Source organism: Loktanella sp. DJP18, assembly GCF_049310965.1.
GTDB lineage: Bacteria > Pseudomonadota > Alphaproteobacteria > Rhodobacterales > Rhodobacteraceae > Loktanella.
Window position 1 is genome coordinate 1 of record NZ_JBMERN010000060.1, and the last position, 22,943, is coordinate 22,943.

Sequence of the window (22,943 nt, forward strand, 5' to 3'; positions counted from 1 at the left end):
CGACATTCTTAGACTGGATGGCTGGCCCATGACCTTCGATCTGCGCGACGCCCTCCGCCTGCTGCACGCGACCGCCCTTTTCACTGTGGCGGTGTTCGCCTTCGCGGCCGTCTTCTACACCCTGCTGTGTGCCTTTGGCCTCGCCGACTGGCTGCAACTAGAGGCGACGCTGGGGGGCACGGCCTATCCCGACGCCGGGCCATGGATTCAGGGCGCGCTGACGGCGATGCTGGGGGCGATGGCCTTCTTTCTGCCGACGAGCGTCCGCATGATGGCGCTGGAAACAAGTCACCGCAACTTTCAAATCAGCATGCAAGACGTCGCCCGCGCCTATCATGACGTCCACGCCGCAGACCGGGCGGGCGTCTTCACCCTGTCGAGCGAATTCGACGCGGTGCGCGAACGTCTGGCCTATCTGCGCGATCACCCCGACCTTGCCACGCTGGAACCCGGCGTGATGGAAGTTGCGGCCCAGATGAGCGTGCAAAGCCGCCATCTGGCCGAAGTCTATTCCGCCGAGCGCGTCGCCCGCGCCAAGGCCTTCCTGCGCCAGCGCCAGCAGGCGGCGGAAGACCAGCAGGAACGCATCGTGGAAGCTATGCATATCTGCGAGCAGATCCGCGCCTGGTCGGATCAGGTCGAGATCGAGGAGGCCCGCGTGGCGAGCCAGTTGGCCTGGCTCGACGATCGGTTGCAGTCGACATTGCCCTTGCTGGGCTATGCGCTGGAACACGACGGGACGCTGGACGCAAAGTCGGCCGCCACCGGGCGGGATCATCCGCGCCGGGCCGGTGCGAATGTCGTGCAGATGCCGCAGAAACCTGCCGCCGAATGACCATATCGCTCTGGCTGCGCTGGGCGAATCTTGCGCTGCTGGTGCTGTTCCCGTTGTCGTGGTTCGCGCCCCTGCTGCGCGCTGGCCTCTTGCCGCTGTTCGGCCTGTCGGACATCAGCGTGATCTCGGGCCTGCAATCGCTGTGGCAGGGCGACCCTTTGCTGGCGTTGCTGGTGACGGCGCTGGCCCTGTTCGCGCCGATGCTCAAGACCATCGGCCTCGCGCTGCTGCACCATGACCTGCTCAGCCCGCGCTTGCTACCGGTGCTGGCCTGGACCGGCAAGCTCGCGATGGCGGACGTGTTCCTGATCGCGCTCTACGTCGTGATCCTGAAGGGTGCCGGCATCGGGCGGGTCGAGACGGCGTGGGGCCTTTGGCTGTTCACGGCCTGCATTCTGGCCTCTGTCGTGATCTCGGGTCTGACGCAAAGGCACAGCGACCGCCCCTGACGCCGCTTTCCGCCTGCCCCGGAAAATCGTCCCGTTGCCATTGCGGTTGATCTGGTCCAAAAGGTGAACATGGCCAAGGACCTCGCCTTTACCTGTTCCGTCTGCGGTGCCGCGACCAGCAAATGGTCCGGCAAGTGCGAGGCGTGCGGCGCCTGGAACACCATCCACGAGGATACCGGCCTGTCGGTGGCCGGCCCCAAGAAGACATCCATCGGAGGCCGGCGCGGCAAGACGCTTGCGCTGACCGATTTGGCCACGCAAGAGGCCGCACCGCCGCGCACCCTTGCAGGCGTGGACGAGCTGGACCGCGTGCTGGGCGGCGGGCTGGTCAAGGCCTCTGCGCTGCTGGTCGGTGGCGATCCCGGCATCGGCAAATCCACCCTGCTGCTGCAGGCCGCGGCGCGATTTGGACGCAACGGGCTGAAGGTGATCTACGTCTCGGGCGAGGAGTCGAACGCGCAGGTCCAGATGCGCGCGCGCCGTCTGGGGCTGGACAAGAGCCCGGTCATGCTCGCCTCCGACACCAACCTGCGCGACATCCTGACCACGCTGGAGCAGGAAAAGCCCGACCTGACGATCATCGATTCGATCCAGACGATGTGGGCAGACCATGTGGACTCTGCGCCCGGGTCCGTCAGTCAGGTCCGGACCTGCGCGCACGAGCTGACGACCTTTGCCAAGACCCACGACATGAGCGTCATCATGGTCGGCCACGTCACCAAGGAAGGTGCCATCGCCGGTCCCCGCGTCGTCGAACATATGGTCGACACGGTGCTTTATTTCGAAGGTGAGCGCGGCCACCAGTTCCGCATCCTGCGCAGCGTGAAGAACCGTTTCGGACCTGCGGATGAGATTGGCGTGTTTGAAATGACGGGCAAGGGGCTGGCAGAGGTGCGCAATCCCTCGGCTCTGTTCCTGTCGGAACGCGGAGAACCTGCGGCGGGGTCGGTCGTCTTTGCCGGCATCGAAGGCACACGGCCCGTGCTGTGCGAGATTCAGGCGCTTGTGGCACCCAGCCCGCACAGCCAGCCACGCCGGTCGGTCGTGGGCTGGGACATCGGGCGCCTCGCGATGATCATGGCGGTGCTGGAATCGCGGTGTGGCGTGCCGTTCACCGGCCTCGACGTCTATCTGAATGTAGCGGGCGGTCTGCGGATCAGCGAACCCGCCGCCGATCTGGCGGTCGCAGCGGCCCTCGTCAGCGCGCGCGAAGACGCAGCCTTGCCGAAAGAGGCGGTAATCTTCGGGGAAATCAGTCTGTCCGGCGCCCTCCGTCCCGTCATCCAGACGGAAAACCGATTGAAAGAGGCGCAGAAACTTGGTTTTACCTCGGCGATCATGCCGCGGGCGCCGAAAGGCACCGGGGCAAACGGTCTGGACCTGCGCGAGATGCAGGATCTGGCCGGTTTCGTTGAACAGGTCTTTGGCGCGCGCCAGGGCTGACCCCGGAGGGAAGACCATTGGAAGGCTTTACCATCATCGACGGTGTCGTCGCTGGCATCATCGTCATATCGGCGCTGCTTGCCTACAGCCGCGGGCTTGTGCGCGAAGCGATGGCGATTGCGGGCTGGGTCGGCGCGACCGTCCTGGCCTTCATCTTTGCGCCGCAGGTGCAGCCGCTGGTGCGTCAGGTGCCGGGGCTGGACGGCTTCATCGGTGACAGCTGCGAGCTGTCGATCATCGCCGCATTCGCAGCCGTCTTTGCCGTGGCACTGGTCGTCGTCTCGATCTTCACGCCGTTGTTTTCCAGCGTCGTGCAGCGATCGGCACTGAACGGTCTGGATCAGGCGGCGGGTTTCCTGTTCGGCGTGTTCCGGGGCATCCTGCTGGTCGCCGTCGCCTTCTTCGTCTACCAGACCGTGCTGTCCAGCCAGAATGTCGCGATGGTGGACAACAGCCGGTCCGCCGTGGTCTTTGGCCGCCTGACCGGGACCATCGCCGAACGCGACCCGGAAGCCACGCTGTCCTGGGTCACGGCACAATACCAGGAGCTGGTCGGAGAGTGCGGCGCGCCTGAATAAGGAGCGTCCCGCCCCTACTCCGCAGCAGCCGGGGCCATTTCAGGCTCCGGCTTGGGTGTCGCGCCCTTGTCGTCTTCGGCGTCGTGATCGTGGTCGTGGATGCCGTCGGCCGCGCCGAGAAAATTGCCGACGATCGTCATGCTGTCGATGTTGTCGGCCACCACCTTGAACACCACGAGGAACGGCACCGCCACCAGCGCCCCGGCAATGCCCCAGAGCCAGCCCCACAAGACCACTGTCAGAAAGACCGCGACGGTATTCAGCTCGAGCCGGCGGCCCAGCAGGGTCGGCGTGACGAAGTTGCCTTCGATCGTCGTGAAAGTGAGGTAGGCGGCCGGGGCCAGCAGCGCGTAAGCGAAGCTGTCGAAGGTGATGATCGACAGGGCCGCGACCAGTGCCACGCCGATGATCGCGCCCAGATAGGGCAGGAAGTTCAGCAGGAACGCCGCGATCCCCCAGATGTAGGCATAGGGCATCCCGATCAGCGTCAGCGCGGTGCCGACGCAGATCCCGAGGCCCGCGTTGATGATCGCGATGGTCAGCAGATAGTGAGACACCCGGCGTTCGATGTCGTAGACCATCGTGAGGGCGCGTTTCTTGCCGCTCATCGTCGGGAACGACTGCACCAGCTTGATGTAGAACATGTCGCCGGAGGCGAGCAGGAAGGACGCCAGCACCAGCGAGACGGCCAGTGTCGCGCCGACATTGCTGAGAACGCTCATGGCGCTGTCGATCAGGGTCGGTTGCTTGACCACGACCTCTTGCACGGCCGGATCGGCCCCGGTCATGCTGGTGACCTCCTCGCCCGCTTGGCGGACGGTTTCCAACTGGCGAAAGATGCCGCCAAGCTTGGTCTGCAATTCCGCTCCAAGTTGGTTGGCACTGTCCATCCAGCCGACAACCGTGCCAGAGGAAAAGAAGATCACGGACGCGATACCGACCGTGGTGATCCCGATCAGCCCGACGGCCGAGACCCAGTGCGGAATTCCGATGCGGGACAGGCCACGCGACAGCGGTGACAGCGTCAGCGCGATCAGGAAGCCCAGCAGGATCGGCAGCAGCAGGTCCTTAGCGAAATAGCAGGTGACGAAGACCGAGATCAGCATAATCACGTTCAGACTGCGACGGATCGCTTCGAGGTGGGTTGCGCGTTTCATCAAGGGCCTGACATGAAAATGGGATGGATGGCACGACACGCCGATGGGAAACGCAAACTCGCAACGCCTGTCCAACGCGGCATCGGGTGACATGTTCCGGGGATTTTGTCGATCGGGCTGCAGCCGTCACGCCGCAGCGCAGCAAAAATCGAGGTCAACACCCCGGCACCTGTGTATCAGTCCCGTGACACTGTCCCGGATACGCGTTAAGACGCCGCGTAACTTCCCAGGATTCGGAGCTACCCCGTGCCAGAAGCGACCTCCCCGCGCACCTGCCCGTCCCTCGTCCGGGACCTGCCAGCCCACCCCTTCGATGCCGACGCCGACAAGTTGCACGAGGAATGCGGCGTCTTCGGCGTCGTCGGCGTGGCCGAGGCGAGCAACTTTCTGGCCCTTGGCCTGCATGCGCTGCAACATCGCGGTCAGGAGGCGGGCGGCATCGTCACCTACGACCCGACCAGCGGATTCAATCAGGCGCGGCGCATGGGCCTCGTGCGGGACAATTTCACCAGCGCGGACATGATGGCGACGTTGCCGGGCGAAATCGGGATCGGCCATGTGCGCTATTCCACCGCCGGTCACAAGGGACAGACGGCGATCCGTGACGTGCAGCCGTTCTTCGGCGAATTCTCGATGGGCGGGGCGGCGATTGCCCATAACGGCAACATCACGAACGCCATCTCCCTGCGGCGCGAATTGATCGAGCGCGGCTCGATCTTTCAATCGTCCAGCGACAGCGAATGCATCATTCACCTGATGGCCCGGTCGATGGGCCGCCACATTCCCGACCGGATGGAAGAGGCGCTGCGCAAGGTCGAAGGCGCATTTTCCGTCGTGGCGATGACCGACAGTGCGTTGATCGGCTGCCGTGACCCGCTGGGCGTGCGCCCGCTGGTGCTGGGCAAACTGGGTGACGGCTGGGTTCTGTCGTCCGAGACCTGCGCGCTGGACATCGTCGGCGCCGATTTCGTCCGCGAGATCGAGCCGGGCGAGATGGTTGTGATCTCTGCCGCCGCCGGCGTGCAGTCGCATTTCCCTTTCCGCAGGGCCAAGTCGCGGTTCTGCATCTTCGAGCATGTCTATTTCAGCCGCCCGGACAGCATCCTCGGCGGCCGGTCCGTCTATGAGACGCGAGAGGCGATCGGTCGGGAACTCGCGAAGGAGGCTCCGGTGGACGCCGACCTCGTCTGTCCCGTGCCTGACAGCGGCACCCCGGCGGCCATCGGCTTTTCGCTGGAATCGGGCATTCCCTACGCGATGGGGATCATCCGCAACCAGTACATGGGCCGGACCTTCATCGAACCGTCCGAGCAGATCCGCAACATGGGCGTGCGGCTGAAGCTGAACGTGAACCGTGCGTTGATTCGCGGCAAGCGTGTGATCCTGGTCGATGACAGCGTGGTGCGCGGCACGACCAGCCAGAAGATCAAGGAAATGATCCTGGAGGCCGGGGCCGCCGAGGTGCACTTCCGCATCGCGTCCCCGCCGACGCAATGGCCCTGTTTCTACGGTGTGGACACGCCGGAGCGCGAGAAGCTGCTGGCCGCAACGATGACCGAGGATGAGATGCGCGAACACCTTGGCGTCGATTCGTTGAAGTTCATCTCGCTTGACGGGCTGTATCGGGCGGTCGGTGTCGCGGCGGGTCGCGATGCGAAATCCCCGCAGTATTGCGACGCCTGTTTCTCGGGCGATTATCCCGTGGCCCCGTCGGACATGATCGAACGCGGCTTTCTGACCAAGACCGCTGCGGAATAGGGCGACGTCACAGGGGGGCCATCCCCCGTCCCTCGGTCTCCTTCGAGATAATTTTGACCTGAGGAATGGTGGAAGCAGGCCATCGCCATCAGCGTATCCGCAGCCGCAAGAAGTGTCGCGGGACCGTCGATACGTCGCCATCATGGGCAGATGTGGCGGTTGTCCAGCGCAAGCGACTCTCCCTCGATTGTGATGACGCGCCGCTGCGGCAGGCAGACAATCGCCGGACATCGAGGCGGATTCCGGCGTCACATTGCAGGCCGCCCAGCCGTGACGCCGCCCCCCTTTCCTTTGCGTGCGGCAGGCCGCATCGGTCGCGCGATCCAAAGGAACGACAGCGACATGACCAACACGCCCGATGTGGGCCGCATGGCCCAAAGCAAGACGCAACTGCAACTCGACACCATCACCGTCATCGGTCTGTTCACCGGACCGCATGGCGGCAGCGCCCTGTTGCGGATGCGGGACGGGGAGATCGTCAAGGTCTCGCCCGGTGACATGGCGGGGCCTCTGACCGTCGTGGCGGTGAACGATGACGCCATTGCCGTGCGCGACCATCGGGGAAAGACCTACCGGATGGCCCTGCCCGCCGCGGCCTGAGGTCTCTTTACAGCGCCCCGGCCTTGCGTCACATAGCGCGCCATGACTGACAGGATCGCCCTCTTCACCGGTGCCTCGCGCGGGTTCGGTGCCGCCATAGCCAAGGCGCTGGCCGCAGACTATCACATCGTTGCCATCGCCCGCACGGTAGGTGCGCTGGAAGAGCTTGACGACGCCGTCAAGGCACGGGGCGGCGCTGCAACGCTGGCCCCGATGGACGTGACCGTCGATGCGGCGATGCAGCAGTTGTGCCGCGGCATCCACGACCGATGGGGCAAGCTGGATCTGTGGGTGCATACGGCAATCCACGCGGCACCCCTGTCGCCTGCAAGCCATATCTCGCCCAAGGATTTCGCGTCATCGATGGACGTGAACGTCACGGCCACGCTGCGGCTGATGTCCTATGTGGCCCCGTTGCTGGGCAAGACCGGGCGCGCCGTGTTCTGCGACGACGCGGTCGCCGGGCAGAAGTTCTTCGGCTCTTACGGGGCGACCAAGGCCGCGCAGATGGCCCTTGTGCGCAGCTGGCAGGCCGAGACGGCGCGCACGGGGCCCACGGTCGTGGTGGTCGCACCCGCGCCGATGCCCACCGCCCTGCGCGCCAGGTTCTACCCCGGAGAGGACCGCAGCGTGCTGGCCACCCCCGAGGCCGAGGCGCTGCGACTGCTGGACGCCATTCGCGGCTGATTCCCCAAAGCCACAGGTGCCGTCAAACCGCCAAGCCCGCTTGTGGCGCACGGCCCCGTCGCCTACCGTGACCAGACCAGACAACCGGGACCTTCATGCGCATTCTGATCACCAATGACGACGGCATCAATGCGCCGGGACTTGTCGTACTGGACGCGCTGGCCCGCGATCTGGCGGGCCCCGGGGGTGAGGTCTGGACCGTTGCCCCCGCGTTCGAGCAATCGGGCGTTGGGCATTGCATCAGCTACGTCCATCCCACGATGATCACCCAATTCGGCGACCGACGCTTTGCCGCTGAAGGCACGCCGGCCGATTGCGTGATGGCGGGCATTTACGACGTGATGAAGGACAACCCGCCAGACCTGATCCTGTCGGGGGTAAACCGAGGCAACAACGCCGCAGAGAACGTGCTTTATTCCGGCACCATCGGTGCCGCGATGGAAGGGGCGTTGCAGGGCGTGCGGTCTATCGCCCTGTCGCAGTTCTATGGTCCGCGCAACGTCATCCTGGACGATCCGTTCGAGGCTGCGGCGACAGGGGCTGAAGTGCTGCGGCGTCTGATGGACGACGCCTTCTGGGACGACGCGGATTATCCGCTGTTCTACAACATCAATTTTCCGCCCGTCCCTGCGGCGGACGTGAAAGGCGCGCGTCTGACCCGCCAGGGTGTGCGGCGAGGCGTGCGGCACCGGGTCGAGGCGCAGATGGCGCCATCGGGACGGCGGTTCCTGTGGGTGCGGGGCGGCGACCAGCAAGTGCGCACGGCCGATGGCACCGACGCGGCGGCCAATCTCGACGACTACATCTCGGTCACGCCGCTGCGCTGCGATCTGACGGCGCATGACGCCTTCGACCGGCTGTCGGACAGGCTCGGGTGACGGACGCGCAGATCAAGATGCAGTTTCTTTATGCCTTGCGCAGCAAGGGTGTCACCGACTCTCGCGTGTTGCACGCGATGGAAAAGATCGATCGCGCGGCCTTTGTGCGGGGGCTGTTCGCGGAACGGGCCTACGAGGACATGCCGCTGCCCATCGCCTGCGGTCAGACCATCAGCCAGCCGTCGGTCGTCGGACTGATGACGCAGGCGCTGGACGTGCAGCCGCGCCACAAGGTCCTCGAGATTGGGACGGGGTCGGGCTATCAGGCCGCGATCCTCAGCCAATTGGCCCGGCGCGTCTATTCCATCGACCGGTTCAAGCGTCTCGTGACCGAGGCGCAGGGCGTGTTCACGACGCTTGGCATCACCAACATCACCGCGTTCACCGCCGACGGCAGTTTTGGTCTGGCGGAACAGGCCCCTTTCGATCGCATCCTGCTGACCGCCGCCGCCGAGGACCCGCCGGGGCCTTTGCTGGCACAGTTGCGCGTCGGCGGCATCATGGTGCTGCCGGTGGGTCAGTCGGATACCGTGCAAAGCCTGATCCGCGTGACCCGGCTTGAAAAGGGCTTCGATTACGAGGAATTGCGCCCGGTGCGGTTTGTCCCCTTGATCGAGGGGATCGGACAGGACTAGAACCTTTGCAACGCCCACGTTAAGGGGCAAAGGCCCCAACGATCGGGCAGGTATGACAGGACCACAGCCATGACGATGACCCCTTCTGCCGGATTGCGCCGCCTTGCGCTGACAGCATCGGCCCTTGCCATTCTGGCCGGTTGTGAAGGGGGGCTACCCGATGTGGACCTGCGCGACCGGGCCGGCGGGTTCAGCACGGCACCTGCCGTGGCCGATCTGCCGGATCGGCCACTACCCGACAACCGCGGCGTCATCTCCTACCCGGGCTATCAGGTCGTCGTCGCACGGCGCGGCGATACGGTCGGCAGCATCGCGTCGCGCCTGTCGCTGGAGACCGCGACATTGGCAAGCTTCAACGGCCTGCCGACCGATGCACCGCTGCGCGAAGGCGAAGTCGTGGCCCTGCCCGGTCGCGTGTCGGAACCGTCCCCCGCCACAGGGGCCGCCACAACCGGGCCGATCCAGCCGATCGACGTCACCAGTATCGCCACGACGGCGCTGGACCGCGCGGCGGCGACACCCAGCGGGGGCCTTGCCCCCCTAAGCCAGTCCGGGGCAGAGCCGATCCGCCACAAGGTCCAGCCCGGTGAGACGGCGTTCACGATCAGCCGTCTTTACAACGTGCCGGTGGACACGCTGGCGTCCTGGAATGGCCTGTCCGGAGATATGACCGTACGTGAAGCGCAATATCTGTTGATACCGCAGAACGACCAGCCTGCCGACCCGACCGGCGGCCCGCTTGTGGCACCGGGCCTGGGCAGCGTTTCGCCTGTTCCGCCGTCGGCGGCGGCACCCTTGCCCACCGTGTCACCCGTGAAACCGACGGACCCGATCGTGGCACCGCCAGCGCCCTCCTTGGGTGAAGCACCGGCAGCCACGGTCGCCGCGGCACCGCCTGCTGCGGTGCCGGCCCCCGCACCGGCCCCGGCCCCGGCGACCCCGGCACCGAGCAGCGATGCGCAGTTCGTGCGGCCGGTGGCCGGCAGCATCATTCGCGACTACGCCCCCGGCCGCAATGAAGGCATCGACATCGCGGCCAGTGCCGGAACCGCCGTGAAGGCCGCCGACAGCGGCACGGTGGCGGCGGTGACGACCGACACCAGCGGCACCGCAATTGTCGTCGTGAAGCACGCGGGCAATCTGCTGACGGTCTACACGAACCTCGAAGGGCTCAGCGTGGCCAAGGGCGACAGCGTGTCGCGCGGCGGCACGCTGGGCAAGGTGAAGTCCGGCGATCCGAGCTTCGTCCATTTCGAGGTGCGGCGCGGGCTGGAATCGGTCGACCCGAACGATTTCCTGTAGGGCGGAAACGTTCGATCCCGCCCGGGGCGGGATGCCTCCGGCGGGAGTTTATCTGGCCAGATGAATGCGGATCAGCGCAGGTTCACGCCGCGGCGACCTGCGAGGTCCGTGAAGTACTGCCAGGCGACACGGCCCGACCGACTGCCGCGGGTGGCCTGCCATTCGATCGCCTCGGCCCGCAGGGTGGCATCGTCGATGGCGACGCCGTGGGCATCGACATAGCCCCGGATCATTGCGAGATATTGGTCCTGATCGCAGGGATGGAAGCCGAGCCAGAGGCCGAAACGATCCGACAGGCTGACCTTTTCCTCGACCGCTTCACCGGGTGTGATAGCGGTGGAGCGTTCGTTTTCGATCATGTCGCGGGGCATCAGGTGGCGACGGTTGGACGTGGCATAAAGGACGACATTGTCGGGCCGGCCTTCGATCCCGCCATCGAGCACGGCCTTCAGCGACTTGTAGTGGCTGTCGTCGTGGCTGAACGACAGATCGTCGCAGAACAGGATGAACCGCTGGTCGGCGTCACGCAGCAGGTGCAGCAGGCGGCCGATGCTGGGCAGGTCCTCGCGCTGGATCTCGATCAGTTTCAGGCCGGTGTGGTTCGTATGAAGTTTGCCATGGATCGCCTTGACGAGGCTGGATTTTCCCATGCCCCGCGCGCCCCAGAGCAGCGCGTTGTTGGCGGGCAGGCCACGGGCAAAGCGTTCGGTATTGGCGAAGAGCGTGTCGCGGGACCGGTCGATGCCGACGAGCAGGTCGACATCGACGCGGGAGACGCGGAACACAGGCTCCAGCCGGTCCGGGTCGGCTTGCCAGACAAAGGCCCCCGCCGCGTCAAAGTCAGGCGGGGTCGCCGGGCCGGGCCGCAGCCGTTCCAGCGCCGTGGCGATCCGTTCAAGCGGATCGGTCAAGGCTTGTCGTCCTCGTCGACCGGATTCAGCGGATTGCCGTATTCGTCCTCATCCTCGCTAACGACACCATCGGCGCGCAGTTTTGCAAGGCGAATGCGTTCGATCCGGGCGACAAGCTGGATGGATACCTCATACAGGCCGTAGACCACTGAAAACAGGATCATCTGGCTGACGACATCGGGCGGCGTGGCAATGGCGGCCAGGATCAGGATGCCGACCATCGCGTATTTGCGCGTGTTCCGCAGGCCGGCGGCACTGACCAGACCGGCCTTGCCCATCAGAGTCAGCAGGACGGGCAGCTGGAAACAAAGACCGAAGGCCACGATGAACTTGATCGTCAGATTGAGGTAGGCCTTGGCAGAGCCCTGGAACAGCAGACCAGCGGCCTGTGTCGCGCTTTCGGGGCCGTCGGTGAGGGTCCCGCCCTGCTGGAAGCCGAGGAAGAAGTTGAAGGCCAGCGGCGTGATCACGTAGTAGGCGAAGGCCGCCCCCAGAAAGAACATGAAGGGCGAAGCCACGAGGAACGGCAGGAACGCGCCCTTTTCGGCTTTGTAGAGGCCCGGTGCCACGAAGCGCCACATCTGGTAGCCGATGAAGGGGAACGACAGGCAAAGCCCGCCCAGAAGCGAGATCTGGATCGCGACAAAGAAGCCCTCTTCCAGAGCGATGAATATCAGGCCGCAATCCTGGCCCTCGGCGTCGAGTGCCGTGCACAGAGGCCGGGTCAGGAAGTCGAAGATCGGGTTCCAGACGGTAAAGCAGATGATCATGCCGACGATGAAGGCCAGCAGCGACTTGATCAGGCGCGAGCGGAGTTCTGTCAGGTGTTCCAGCAGCGGTGCCGCGCTGTCGTCGAGATCGTCAGCGGCGCTCATGCATCACCTGCGGGGGCTTTTTTTGCACGCGGTTTCGCGGGCTTGGGCGTGGCGGTCGCGGTTCTGGCGCGGGACTTTGGTGCGGCAACGGATGCCTTGGGTGCGGCAACAGCGGCCTCGGGTCCATCAACGGCTGCGTCGGCTGCCGGAGGTGCGCTGGCAACTGTTTCGGCGTCAGGTTCTTCGGACCGTTCGGCGGCATCGGCGGCGGCCAGTTCGCGGGCGCGGCGCTCTTCGGCGACGCGGGCGGTGGCAGCGGCGATCTTGTCCTTCGCAACCTGCCGTTCCTCTGACAGCTTTGCGGTCTCGGACCCCGGCTTGTGGGTCATGCCGACCGATTGCTTGATCTTGTCGGTGCCGAATTTTGCCGGGTTGGCGGCGGCCTTGATGGACTTGCTGATGTCCTTGACGCCGCTGTCGTCGGCGGCGGATTCCATGGCACGCTGGAATTCGGACGCCATCTGGCGGGCCTTGCCCGTCATGCGGCCCAGCTCCCGGAACATGTTCGGCAGGTCCTTTGGCCCGATCACGATCAGGGCCACGATCCCGATCAGGATCATCTCGCTCCAGCCTAGGCCGAACATGGCGCTACCCTCTGGTCAGGCTCAGACTTTGTCTTTTTTTGCGTCGGGCGTCACGTCGCGCGCGTCGGCAAAGCTGTCGTCCAGTTCTTTCTTGCTGTCGTCGACGCCGCGCTTGAAGGCGGTGATGCCCTTGCCGACTTCACCCATCAGGCTGGAAATCTTGCCGCGGCCGAACAGGACCAACACGACGACGGCGATCAGCAGAAGGCCGGGAAGGCCGATATTGTTGAGCATTTCAATCTCTCCTAGGCGGGGCCCGACATATGGGATGCAGGCGGTTCAGGCCGTTCAGACATAGTCGGGGCGGGACCGGTTGAAAAGCGGCAAACGGTCAAATGGGCGTGCGAAGCGTCAGGTTCGGCGAGAATTGTCCAGATAGCCGGCCGGCATCATGTTTACCATCCCACCGCCTTGCGCAGCATGTTCAGTGCGACAAGCACGAGGAACACGCCGAACACGCGTTTCAGCCGCGTGGCGTCGGTCCTGTGGGCCAGCGCGGCCCCCCAGGGGGCGGTGATCAGCGTCATCGCGACGACAAGGCCGAAGGCCACGAGGTTGACCGATCCGATGGTCAGCGGCGGGGCCACGGCGATCTGCTTGAACAGCAGAACGATCACCGACGGCACGGCGATCAGTACGCCGAAACCCGCTGCCGTCGCCACGGCGCGGTGAATCGGCGTGTTGTACAGGCTCATCACCGGGACGCCGAAGCTGCCGCCACCGATGCCCATCAGCACCGACAGAAACCCCAGCAGCGGCGACAGAGCCGCCCGTGCCCAGCCGCGCGGCATCGCCTGCGCGACGCGCCAGTGGTTGCGCCCGAACGTCATGTAGAGGCCGACGACAATAGCCAGACCACCGAAGATCAGTTGCAGCGACAGCGTCCGCAGGCTGGACACCAGGAACACGCCGAGGATCGCACCGACGACGATGCCCGGTGCCCACGTCCGCAACACGTCCCAGTCCACCGAACCCTTCTTGTGATGCGCATTCAGCGACCGCAGGCTGGTCACGATGATCGTGGCGAGCGACGTCGCAAGGCACATCTGCATCAGTTGCGGGCTATCGAATCCCAGCGCGCTGAAGGCATAGAAGAATGCCGGCACGAGGACGATGCCTCCGCCGACCCCCAACAGGCCGGCCAGCACACCGGCAAAGGCCCCGATGACAAGCAGCAGCAACCCCATCTCGATCAACAGCGTGGTATTTTCCAACTCGTTCCCCTTCAGGCGGCCATGACCGTGACATGGCCCAGCGCCTCTAGCACCGTGGTGGTGCCCGCGCCATCCTTATGCGCGTGCTCCGACAGGTGCCTGCGCCACATGCGCGCGCCGGGGCGGCCCTGGAACAGACCCAGCATGTGCCGCGTCACCTGCCCCAGACGCCCGCCCGCCGCGACATGTGCGTCGATATAGGGCAGCATCGCATGGACGACGGCCACCGCATCGCCGGGCGTGCCGTCACCAAAAATGCGCGCGTCCGCATCCAGCAGGATCGCAGAGGGGTCGTGGTAGGCTGCGCGCCCGATCATCACGCCGTCAAGGCCCGCATCAAGGTGCGCCTGCACCTGGTCGAGGTCCGCGATCCCGCCATTGATCGACAGATGCAGATGCGGGAACCGTGCCTTCATCGCATGCACGAGGTCATGCTCCAGCGGAGGAATGTCGCGGTTTTCCTTCGGGCTGAGGCCCTGCAGCCACGCCTTGCGCGCGTGGATCGTAAACCGCGTCACGCCGGCGGCACTGACGCGGGTCAGGAAATCCGGCAGCACCGTCGCGGGGTCCTGATCGTCGACGCCGATGCGGCACTTTACCGTCACCGGGACTTGCGAGGCGGCCATCATCGCAGCGACGCCATCGGCGACAAGGTCGGCTTCCGCCATCAGGATCGCGCCGAACCGACCCGACTGCACCCGGTCGGAAGGGCAACCGCAGTTCAAGTTGACCTCGTCATAGCCCATGTCCGCGGCAATCCGCGTCGCCTGCTCCAGCAGGGCCGGGTCCGACCCGCCCAGTTGCAACGCCACGGGATGTTCATCCTGCCCGTAGGCCAGCAGCCGCGCGGTGTCGCCATGCACGACGGCCGCAGCTGTCACCATTTCGGTATATAGCAGGGCATGGCGCGACATCAGCCGGTGAAAGTGCCGGCAATGCCGGTCCGTCCAGTCCATCATAGGGGCGACGGACAGGCGGGAAGCGTCTGAAAGTGGCAGGGGTGTTGAGGTCATTGCTCTTGCGCGATGGTCCGCGGTCACGAATTGGGGTGGGTGCCGCAAATGCCGCACCTGAAGAGCCGCCTTCTAGCACCGCCGGACCGGGACGTCACGTGCGTGATGCGATCGTTGTTTTCAGGAGAGGCGCGACCGGGACGCCTCTCGTGCTGGCGTGCAGGAATTGGTCAGCCCGCAAGGGGGCTGACCAATCCGCGCCGTCCTCAGAACGGGCTGTCGGGATAGTAGAACTGTTCTGCGTTGTCCTGCGTGACCAGCACCGACCCGATGGTGAACGTGCCGGACACCGGCGCGGTCGAGGTCAGGCCGACGGCCGTCAGCTCGATTGCGGTGGCGATCATTGACGGCGGATAGGTGACATCCGCCGGGATCATGGTGTCGCCGTCCATCACGCGCTTGATCATCTCCTTCATGCCGGCGCCGCCGAGGACGAATTTCACGTCGTCACGGCCCGCCGCCTCGATCGCCGCAAGCACGCCGACGGCCATGTCGTCGTCCGATGCCCAGACCGCGTCGATCTGGTCGTACTTCGACAGGAAGTCCTGCATCACGTTGAAGCTTTCATCGCGGTTCCAGTTGCCGTGTTCCATGCCGACGATCTCGATCCCGGAGTCCGCGATGGCGGCTTGGAAGCCTTCGACGCGTTCGTTGTCGATGGTGGTCGGGATACCGCGCAGCACGACAATCTTGCCGCCGTCGGGCATCTGGGACGCCATGTATTCACCGGACACCGTGCCGAATCCCGTGTTGTCGCCCGCGACATAAAGATCCTCGATCCCCGGCACCGAAAGACCGCGGTCCACGACCGTGACCCAGACGCCGCTATCGGCGACCGACTGCACCGGCGGGGTCAGCGGATCGGATTCGAACGGCAGCACGACCAGCGCGCTGATGTTGCGGGTCGCGACCATGTCCTCGATGTCGTTGACCTGGGTGCCCGCATCGGACGCGGTCGCCAGCACGAAGTCGAGGTCGGGATAGACCTCCTCGAGCCGGTTGATCGCCTCTTGCGCGTGAAAGTTCATGCCGCCGGCCCAGCCGTGGGTGGCCGCCGGGATCGACACGCCGATCACCTTGGCATCCTGCGCTGCGGCGGCCGTGCCGATGACGACGGCGGCGGTCCCGGCCAGGATCGTTTTCAAGTAAGACATTCGTTCTCCTCCCAAAGTGGCAAAGTTGTCAGCCCTTTGCCTTGGCTTCTCGCTGCAGGATCACAGCCAGTACGATGATGACCCCCTGGATCGCGCCGTTCAGATAGGGCGAGACGAGGTCGGTCAGATTCAGGATATTGTCGATCAGGCTCAGGATCAGGACGCCGATCACGGTGCCCCAGACCCGGCCGAAGCCGCCTTTCAACACGGTGCCACCGATGATGACGGCGGCAATCGCCTCCAGCTCCCATAGCACACCCGTCGATGCAGAGGCAGAGCCAAGGCGCGGCACATACATGATCGTCGCCACGCCGACCAGAAGGCCGAGCATGACGTAGGTCATCATGCGCGTGCGGTTGACGTTGACGTTGGAATAATGCGCGACGTGTTCGTTCGATCCGGTCGCGGCGCAATGGCGGCCAAAGCGGGCCTTGCTCATCAAAATCTCGCCCAGGATCACCACGACGGCAAAGACGATGATCGGCCAGGCGACGCCCAGCACGCCATCGAAATAGACGGGGCGGTAGAAGGTCCGCAGGTCGAAATCGAGCGACAGCGTGCCACCGTTCGCGAGCCATGTGACGAGGCTGCGGTAGATGCCCATGGTCCCCAGCGTGACGATGAATGCCTCGATCCCCAGCGTGGTGATCAGGAACCCGTTCAGCATCCCTGCGACCACCCCGGCCAGCAGCGCGACGCACATGCCCAGCAGGACGATCGGCACGCCGACACCCAGCGTCGGTAGCGCCGCGTTCATCACCAGGATCATCAACCCCGCAATGAAGGCCGCCATCGAGCCCACCGAGAGGTCCAGTCCGCCCGCCGTGATGACGAAGGTCATGCCGACAGCGATGATCCCGATGAAGGCGGACCGCGACAGCACGTTGTTGATGTTGCCCGAACTCAGGAAATTGCTGTTCATGGCCGCACCGATCGCGATGAGGATGACCAGCGCGAGGATCGGGCCAAGCACGCTCATCGACGGGATGGCGCGGCGGCGGCGCGGTGGGTTTGCGGTTTCGGCAGCCATCAGGCGGCCCTTTCGTTCGGGTCAGTGCCGACGCCCATGGCGTGGCGCACGATTGCGTCTTCGGTGATGCCGTCGGCGTCCAGCACACCCGCGATGCGGCCCTGCCGCATGACCAGCACCCGGTCCGACAGGCCGATGATTTCCTGCATCTCGGACGAGACGACGACGATGGCCCGGCCTTCGGCGGCCAGCGCGCGCAGAAAGCTGTAGATCTGCTGCTTGGTGCCGATATCGATGCCACGGGTCGGCTCGTCGATGATCAGGATGCGGGGGTCGGACTGCATGATCTTGGCCAACAGCAACTTTTGCTGATTGCCGCCCGACAGGTTGCCGACCAGCACGTCGCCGTGGCCGGCGCGGATGTCAAAGTCCTTGACCGCCTGCGCCAGCGCCGTGTCCTCGGCCTTGCGGTCGATCAGGATGCGACCAAAGCGGGCCAGCGACTGCAAGGTCAGGTTGACGCGCATCCCCTTGTCCAGCAGCAGGCCGCGCAGCTTGCGGTCCTCTGTCATGTAGCACAGGCCATGCGCCAGTGCGTCTGCCGTACTGCGGATCGTGACGGGCTTGCCTTCGATTTCGAGGGCAGAGACCGTTGCGAGACGCAGGCCGCACAGCCCTTCCATCGCCTCGGTCCGTCCGGACCCGATCAGCCCGGCGATGCCGAGGATTTCGCCGTGGCGCAGCGTGAAACCGATATCATGCGCGCGGCCCGGCACCGTCAGGCCTGCGACCCGCAGGGCAACGCTGCCGTCGGTTGGCAGGTCCGGCTTTGGCGGATACAGCGCCGAGACGTCGCGGCCGACCATCGCGGTCGCCATGTCATCCTCGGTCATCGCAGCGACCCGGTCGGTGCGCACGACAGCTCCGTCACGCATCACGGTCACGCGGTCGGCAATCGATGCCACCTCGCCCAGTTTGTGCGAAGTAAAGAGGATCGCGGTCCCGGCGGCACGCAGGGCGCGGACCTGCTCGAACAGCACCTCGACCTCTGACCCGGTCAGGACGGCGGTGGGTTCGTCCATGATCAGGATGCGGGCGTCGCGGCTGAGCGCCTTGGCGATCTCGACCATCTGCTTGTCCGAATTGGATAGTCGCGACACCGGCGTGTCGGGGTCAACGTTGCATTTCAGCCGCGCAAGGTACTGGCGAGACAGGTCGCGCATCCGCGCCTTGTCCAGCAGCGGGCCACGCCGCAATTCCCGGCCGAGGAAGATGTTCTGTTCGACCGTCAACTGTTCGGCCAGATTGAATTCCTGATGGATCAGGACGATTCCCGCATCCTCTCCGTCGTGGAGGGACCCAAAGTGCACGTCCTTGCCATCCAGCACGATCCGCCCCGACGTCGCGGGCTGGTAGCCGGCGAGGATCTTCATCGTCGTGGACTTGCCGGCCCCGTTCTCGCCGATCAGGGCCAGCACTTCGCCGCTGCGCAGTTCCACGTCGATGCCGGTCAGCACCTCGACGGGACCAAAGCTCTTGTGGACGTCGCGCAGGGCAAGAACAGGCGCATCGGTCATGCGGCGGACCCCTTCATCAGGCCCGGAACGGCAGCGTCGGGCAGGTTTTCGCGAATGTAGATCGCGGGCACGATCTGCCTTGCGGTCTGCAACGGTTGCCGGTCCGCCAGACAGCGCAACAGGGCGAGCGTCTGGGTGACCTCCTCTTCCGGGCGCTGGTCGATGACGATGTCGATCAGCCCGCCTTCCAGTCCGTCGCGGGTGTGCGGCAGCAGTTCATGCAGGACGACGCAGGGGCGGGGCCGGTCGGCGGGCAGGTCCGCGATCACGCGGATCAGCCCTGCGTTGCCAGCGCCCGCACTGTAGATCGCGGCGATGTCGGGGTCCGCCAGAAGGGCGGCACGCACCTCCGTTTCCACGATGTCGTGGCGGTCGCGGCCTTCGATCAGCGGTGCGGTCTCGCGGTGCGACAACGCCAGCGTGCCGCACAGCCCCGCCAGCCGTTCCGCATGGTCGCGGGCGGCCAGAGAGCCTACGACCGGCAGCACCCGACCGGGTGCGCCGCCCAGCATGAGGGTGATCAGACCCGCGGCGGTGCGCCCGGCGGTCACGTTGTCGATTCCGACGTAGGCATCGCGCGCCGAACCCGGCATGTCGGACACCATCGTCAGCACCGCGACACCCTTGGCGCGCAGCGCCGCGATCGCAGCCGGCGGGTCGGCGTCGCCGGTCCCCACAAAGGCCACGCCGTCGATCTCCGTGTCGGAAAGCGCCGTCAGGCACCGGTCCAGCGCATCGGCATCGAAGGCCGCAATGCGCGAGATGCGGATGTCCACCCGGTCGCTGCCGGCACCCGGACCGACTGCACCCACGATGGCGCAGACCCGGTCGAAGAACGAATTGGTGCCTTCCGGGATGACGAAACAATAGCGATAGGTGCGTCGCTGCGCCAGATTGGCCGCCGCGACATTGCGCCGATAGCCAAGGTCAGACACGGCCTGCAACACGGACGAGCGGACCTTTTCGGTGACCTTGCCGCGCGCATTCATCACGCGGTCCACGGTCGCGTAGCTGACGCCGGCCAAAGCGGCGACATCCCCCAGGGTTGGTGCGCGTTTCAAGATCAGAAGTCCTCCGCTCCCCAAAGGATCATCACCGCGCGCGGGGGTCAATTGATTTCTGATAGACGTCTATCAAACTTGTCCGGATGCGCCGGATCAGGCAGCCACCACCATCGACAGGGCGCGTTCCAGCCGCGCGATGTGCGGGGCCAGATCGCGGGCACGCAGGCGATCTTGCGGTGCCACCTGCAAGGGCCAGGGCTCCAATGTGCCGCGCCGCGCGGCCTCGATCAGGTGACGGGCGGGGGGTAAGGCATCGTCGATCAGATAATCGGTGCGGTCCGCGCGCGCCCGCAGCGCCGCGGCCATGCCGTCCCGCGCCCGCCCGTCCAGCCGGCAGGACGCCGTCACCCGCACGTCGCCGGCATGCAGCACGGCGTGGCCGCCCGCCTTGAGCCTGCGCACCAGATCGCGATCCTCGCCGGTTGCAAGCTCTGCAAAGCCGCCCACGGCCTTGCATGCGGCGACGGTCATGGCGAGGCTCGCCCCCGCCGCATCACCGTGATCGCCGGCCAGCCACCGGGGTCCGCAGCGCGACCGGCGGTAGAAGTCCAGCACGAGCCTCGCATAGCGACCCTCCATCTCGGCCGGAGTCACGTCGATGCCGTCGAGGACCGAGAGTTCGTCTGCGATGGGCAGGACGCGCCCGCTGACCGCGGCATGGGACTTCAGGTGGTGGCGGTTGCGGGCGATCCAGTCGGGGGCCGCCACGCCGTCCGCATCCGTGCACAGCAACGAAGCGGCCCGCGGGTAGGTGGTCATGGCCTGCGCGCATCCCAGACGCCGCGCCGTGCCGACACCCGCACCGGGCGGCAGGCTGGCTTGAAGCACCTGCAGGTTCAAACCGAGGCCGCGGGCCGCGTTCGATGCGACCGCCTCTGTCCCATCATCGCAGTTGTTAGCGACCACCAGGACGGCCACCGTTGGTCCGGCCTGTCGGGCCAGCGCCGCAAGACAGGTGCCGATCCGCGCCGCCTCGTTGCGGGCGGGGACGATCACGACGGTCCGGACAGGGTCAAGGGCCATCACGTTGCAGCCGCCCCGATGACACCGGCGTCGATGCGGTACCCCCCTGCCCCGACCACGGGCCGCAGGTGCAGATCGGCACCGGCGGCAGCCTGAAAGGCGGCCAGCGCATCGGTCCCCTGAAGGTCCTGCGCCGTGTCGCCCAAATAGCTGACGCAGATCACTTCTGCCCCCGGTGCCTGTGCGATCAGGTCGCTTGCCAGCAGCGCGATCGCGTCGGGCGTCAGGAAATAGAGCACCTCGGACAGGATGATCAAATCGGGACGCTCCAGCGGCAGTCGACAGGGATAGACACCTTGCACAAAGGTCGCCTGCGGCACCCGGAGCCTTGCGGCGGCAACGGCCCGCCCGACCGCGTCGAGACCGGTGTAGCGGTCGCAAAGCGGCGAAAGATGCGCCGCCAGCGCCCCGTTGCCGCAACCGATCTCCAGTGCTTCGCGGTAGTGATCGCGACGCAGGGCGCCGCGCGTGGCACGGAACTTGGCCTGCTCGTAGGGGCTGGTCGCAAAGTTCCAAGGATCGTCCGTCTGGGCGTAAAGCGCATGCAGATGGTCAAGAACGGTCGACATCAGGCCGCCTTCCAGAAGATTTCGGGCTGGGTGGTGAAGGCGTCGATCATGGCCGGCGGCAGGCTGAAGCCCTGAGGATCATCCTCGACGACAAGGCCGCGCTGGGTCCGGTGTGCTGCGATGGCGAGGCCTTTACGGACGCGCCATGCCGCAGAGTCGAGGGCCACCGGTTGGCGATCCGCCACCCGGTCGAGGAAGTGCGGATCGTCGAAGCGGCTCCAGACCGGATAGCTGAACAGGGTCAGGTCAGGCAAAGCCCGCACGACCTGCTGCGCGATGCGGGCGGTGGTGCGATGATCCTCGTGGTGATCCTCGGGTGCGGGGGCGAACAGGTGGCGTGCACCGCGGGCGCGGCAGACCGCGACGATGTCGGCCACGATCCGGTCCGGGTCGCGGGTGCCAAGCCAACCGTCTGGATGACCCAGCCAGGTCATGTCAGTCGGCATGCCGCCCAGCCGCACGATGGCGTGCGACAATTCCTGCCAGCGCATCGCGGCCAAGCGGCCGGCAGGCCAGTCGACCGACCCCGGGTGCGATCCGCCACCGTCTGTCATGCAGATCACATGCGCGCCATGCGTATCGAAGGCATGGGCCAGCAAGGCCCCGCAGCCAAGGCTTTCATCGTCCGGGTGCGGGGCCAGAACGACGATCGGGGCCTGGCCGGTCAGGGCCTGCGCTGATATGCGTGGCAGCTCTGTCGTCAGATGAAGTCCCACAGCTTGCCCTCCGCGTTGAACATCGCCTCTCCCACGCGGGTCTGGAACGCGTCCCGCGCCGCCTGCCGCAGATAGACCGCAAGATCTCGCGCCTTGCGCCCGGTAACGGAATCTTCCGCGAAATGCGCCAGTCCGACCGACTGCTCGACCGCACGGATCGCATCGAGCGCGACCTCCTCCGTCGCAAGGCGGGCTGCGGCGGACAGGATCGGGGACCGTTGCGCGGCATCGGTCGTGCCGGGGGCTGCCGCCTCGGCCGCGCGGACGACGAGGGCCGATGCCGCAAGAGCCGCTATGCCTGTCCCGGACAAGCGCGCCATCTGCGCCGGCGCGGCCAGCCGGTCGCGCGCCCGCAGACCGCTTGCGGCGGCCTCCAGCAGCCCAAGTGCGGCACCCACCTGCAAGGCCGCGATGCGCCAGACGCCGCCGACGAAATGCGGTTCCGTGACGTAGGCACCCGGATCGCCCAGCCACAGCACGTCCTGCATCGCAATGCCGCCGCAGTCGAACCGCCCCGATACGGTGGAGCGCATGCCGGACATCCGCCATGTCGCGGGATCGGCGCGGGACGCATCGGACACGTCGATCAGCCCAAGCCGCACGTCGGGGCCGGACGACACGGTGACGACCGCATGGGTGACGGTCCCGAGGCCGGAGGCAAAGACCTTGTGCCCCGCAAGCGCGCCATCCGGCCCCGGCACCACCGGGTCCGACCCGTCGGCACCCCAGACCCCAAGGATCGCGCCGTCGCGGGACAGGCGCTGCACGTGCCGCGCCGCCTGCGGGTCGCCATGAACGCGCGCCAGATAAAGCGCGTTCATGTGCCCTTCCCACAGGCGACCGACCGGCAGGTTGGCGGCCCCGACGCGCTTGAGGCGCGCAGCGGTCCTTGCGGGATTTGCAGCGCCGTCGTCATCAAGCCAGCCCGCGTCGCGCAGGATTGTCATGGCC

The 22,943-nt window shown here is 65.9% G+C and carries 25 protein-coding genes; 10 read left to right on the forward strand and 15 right to left on the reverse strand.

Annotated elements, in window-relative coordinates; genetic code table 11:
* From ACOI1H_RS15755 to ACOI1H_RS15770, 4 genes are all read left to right on the forward strand, one after another.
* Window positions 1-835, forward strand: an 835-nt coding sequence (locus tag ACOI1H_RS15755; RefSeq protein ID WP_422438789.1) for a hypothetical protein, incomplete at its 5' end; no start/stop codon positions are given.
* On the forward strand, window positions 832-1,284 hold the full coding sequence (locus ACOI1H_RS15760; protein WP_422438790.1) for a paraquat-inducible protein A: 453 nt from the start codon (window positions 832-834) through the stop codon (window positions 1,282-1,284). The genes ACOI1H_RS15755 and ACOI1H_RS15760, both read left to right, overlap by 4 nt.
* A 69-nt stretch (window positions 1,285-1,353) precedes the next feature.
* Window positions 1,354-2,727 carry a DNA repair protein RadA gene (radA, locus tag ACOI1H_RS15765; protein WP_422438791.1) on the forward strand — a complete coding sequence of 458 codons (1,374 nt, stop codon included), beginning with the start codon at window positions 1,354-1,356 and terminating at the stop codon, window positions 2,725-2,727.
* Window positions 2,728-2,744: 17 nt separating this feature from the next.
* Window positions 2,745-3,305 carry a CvpA family protein gene (locus tag ACOI1H_RS15770; protein ID WP_422438792.1) on the forward strand — a complete coding sequence of 187 codons (561 nt, stop codon included), beginning with the start codon at window positions 2,745-2,747 and terminating at the stop codon, window positions 3,303-3,305.
* A gap of 14 nt (window positions 3,306-3,319) precedes the next feature.
* Here the strand turns inward: ACOI1H_RS15770 and ACOI1H_RS15775 are convergent, their stop codons facing one another.
* Window positions 3,320-4,462: an AI-2E family transporter gene (locus tag ACOI1H_RS15775; protein WP_422438793.1), complete on the reverse strand. Its 1,143-nt coding sequence runs from the start codon at window positions 4,460-4,462 to the stop codon at window positions 3,320-3,322.
* Between the two features lie 246 nt (window positions 4,463-4,708).
* On the opposite strand from ACOI1H_RS15775, the gene purF reads away from it, so the two are divergent.
* The 6 genes from purF (at window position 4,709) to ACOI1H_RS15805 (ending at window position 10,322) form a co-directional block, all read left to right on the forward strand.
* Window positions 4,709-6,220, forward strand: a complete 1,512-nt coding sequence (purF, locus tag ACOI1H_RS15780) for an amidophosphoribosyltransferase (RefSeq protein ID WP_422438794.1) — start codon at window positions 4,709-4,711, stop codon at window positions 6,218-6,220.
* A gap of 342 nt (window positions 6,221-6,562) precedes the next feature.
* On the forward strand, window positions 6,563-6,820 hold the full coding sequence (locus ACOI1H_RS15785) for a hypothetical protein (protein ID WP_422438795.1): 258 nt from the start codon (window positions 6,563-6,565) through the stop codon (window positions 6,818-6,820).
* A 42-nt stretch (window positions 6,821-6,862) separates the two neighbouring features.
* Complete coding sequence (locus tag ACOI1H_RS15790; protein ID WP_422438796.1) at window positions 6,863-7,507, forward strand: SDR family NAD(P)-dependent oxidoreductase; 645 nt, start codon at window positions 6,863-6,865, stop codon at window positions 7,505-7,507.
* Window positions 7,508-7,602: 95 nt separating this feature from the next.
* Entirely contained in the window at window positions 7,603-8,385 is a 783-nt protein-coding gene (surE, locus tag ACOI1H_RS15795) for a 5'/3'-nucleotidase SurE (RefSeq protein ID WP_422438797.1), read from the forward strand.
* A 17-nt stretch (window positions 8,386-8,402) separates the two neighbouring features.
* On the forward strand, window positions 8,403-9,020 hold the full coding sequence (locus ACOI1H_RS15800) for a protein-L-isoaspartate(D-aspartate) O-methyltransferase (RefSeq protein ID WP_422438813.1): 618 nt from the start codon (window positions 8,403-8,405) through the stop codon (window positions 9,018-9,020).
* 69 nt (window positions 9,021-9,089) lie between these two features.
* Window positions 9,090-10,322, forward strand: a complete 1,233-nt coding sequence (locus tag ACOI1H_RS15805; protein WP_422438798.1) for a peptidoglycan DD-metalloendopeptidase family protein — start codon at window positions 9,090-9,092, stop codon at window positions 10,320-10,322.
* A gap of 71 nt (window positions 10,323-10,393) precedes the next feature.
* On the opposite strand, the gene ACOI1H_RS15810 is transcribed toward ACOI1H_RS15805, so the two are convergent.
* From ACOI1H_RS15810 to ACOI1H_RS15875, 14 genes are all read right to left on the reverse strand, one after another.
* A complete protein-coding gene (locus ACOI1H_RS15810) occupies window positions 10,394-11,233 on the reverse strand; it encodes an ATP-binding protein (protein ID WP_422438799.1) in 840 nt (279 codons plus the stop codon).
* Entirely contained in the window at window positions 11,230-12,108 is an 879-nt protein-coding gene (gene tatC, locus ACOI1H_RS15815) for a twin-arginine translocase subunit TatC (protein ID WP_422438800.1), read from the reverse strand. Before tatC ends, ACOI1H_RS15810 begins: the two co-directional genes overlap by 4 nt.
* Window positions 12,105-12,692, reverse strand: coding sequence for a Sec-independent protein translocase protein TatB (gene tatB / locus ACOI1H_RS15820; protein ID WP_422438801.1), 588 nt, complete (start codon window positions 12,690-12,692; stop codon window positions 12,105-12,107). Before tatB ends, tatC begins: the two co-directional genes overlap by 4 nt.
* A 21-nt stretch (window positions 12,693-12,713) precedes the next feature.
* Window positions 12,714-12,926: a twin-arginine translocase TatA/TatE family subunit gene (locus ACOI1H_RS15825; protein WP_422438802.1), complete on the reverse strand. Its 213-nt coding sequence runs from the start codon at window positions 12,924-12,926 to the stop codon at window positions 12,714-12,716.
* A 161-nt stretch (window positions 12,927-13,087) separates the two neighbouring features.
* Window positions 13,088-13,906 carry a sulfite exporter TauE/SafE family protein gene (locus tag ACOI1H_RS15830; RefSeq protein WP_422438803.1) on the reverse strand — a complete coding sequence of 273 codons (819 nt, stop codon included), beginning with the start codon at window positions 13,904-13,906 and terminating at the stop codon, window positions 13,088-13,090.
* A gap of 11 nt (window positions 13,907-13,917) precedes the next feature.
* Complete coding sequence (gene dusA, locus ACOI1H_RS15835) at window positions 13,918-14,919, reverse strand: tRNA dihydrouridine(20/20a) synthase DusA (protein ID WP_422438804.1); 1,002 nt, start codon at window positions 14,917-14,919, stop codon at window positions 13,918-13,920.
* Window positions 14,920-15,125: 206 nt separating this feature from the next.
* On the reverse strand, window positions 15,126-16,073 hold the full coding sequence (locus tag ACOI1H_RS15840) for an ABC transporter substrate-binding protein (RefSeq protein ID WP_422438805.1): 948 nt from the start codon (window positions 16,071-16,073) through the stop codon (window positions 15,126-15,128).
* Between the two features lie 28 nt (window positions 16,074-16,101).
* Window positions 16,102-17,103, reverse strand: coding sequence for an ABC transporter permease (locus ACOI1H_RS15845; RefSeq protein WP_422438806.1), 1,002 nt, complete (start codon window positions 17,101-17,103; stop codon window positions 16,102-16,104).
* On the reverse strand, window positions 17,103-18,620 hold the full coding sequence (locus ACOI1H_RS15850) for a sugar ABC transporter ATP-binding protein (protein WP_422438807.1): 1,518 nt from the start codon (window positions 18,618-18,620) through the stop codon (window positions 17,103-17,105). Before ACOI1H_RS15850 ends, ACOI1H_RS15845 begins: the two co-directional genes overlap by 1 nt.
* Window positions 18,617-19,681 (reverse strand): LacI family DNA-binding transcriptional regulator, encoded by a 1,065-nt coding sequence (locus ACOI1H_RS15855; RefSeq protein WP_422438808.1) that lies wholly within the window; start codon window positions 19,679-19,681, stop codon window positions 18,617-18,619. The genes ACOI1H_RS15850 and ACOI1H_RS15855 overlap by 4 nt, the downstream gene beginning before the upstream one ends.
* A 96-nt stretch (window positions 19,682-19,777) precedes the next feature.
* Window positions 19,778-20,707: a glycosyltransferase gene (locus tag ACOI1H_RS15860; protein WP_422438809.1), complete on the reverse strand. Its 930-nt coding sequence runs from the start codon at window positions 20,705-20,707 to the stop codon at window positions 19,778-19,780.
* Window positions 20,707-21,276 (reverse strand): SAM-dependent methyltransferase, encoded by a 570-nt coding sequence (locus tag ACOI1H_RS15865; RefSeq protein WP_422438810.1) that lies wholly within the window; start codon window positions 21,274-21,276, stop codon window positions 20,707-20,709. The genes ACOI1H_RS15860 and ACOI1H_RS15865 overlap by 1 nt, the downstream gene beginning before the upstream one ends.
* Window positions 21,276-21,992, reverse strand: a complete 717-nt coding sequence (locus ACOI1H_RS15870) for a PIG-L deacetylase family protein (RefSeq protein ID WP_422438811.1) — start codon at window positions 21,990-21,992, stop codon at window positions 21,276-21,278. Before ACOI1H_RS15870 ends, ACOI1H_RS15865 begins: the two co-directional genes overlap by 1 nt.
* A partial coding sequence (locus ACOI1H_RS15875; RefSeq protein ID WP_422438812.1) for an acyl-CoA dehydrogenase occupies window positions 21,977-22,943 on the reverse strand: 967 nt, incomplete at its 5' end. The genes ACOI1H_RS15870 and ACOI1H_RS15875, both read right to left, overlap by 16 nt.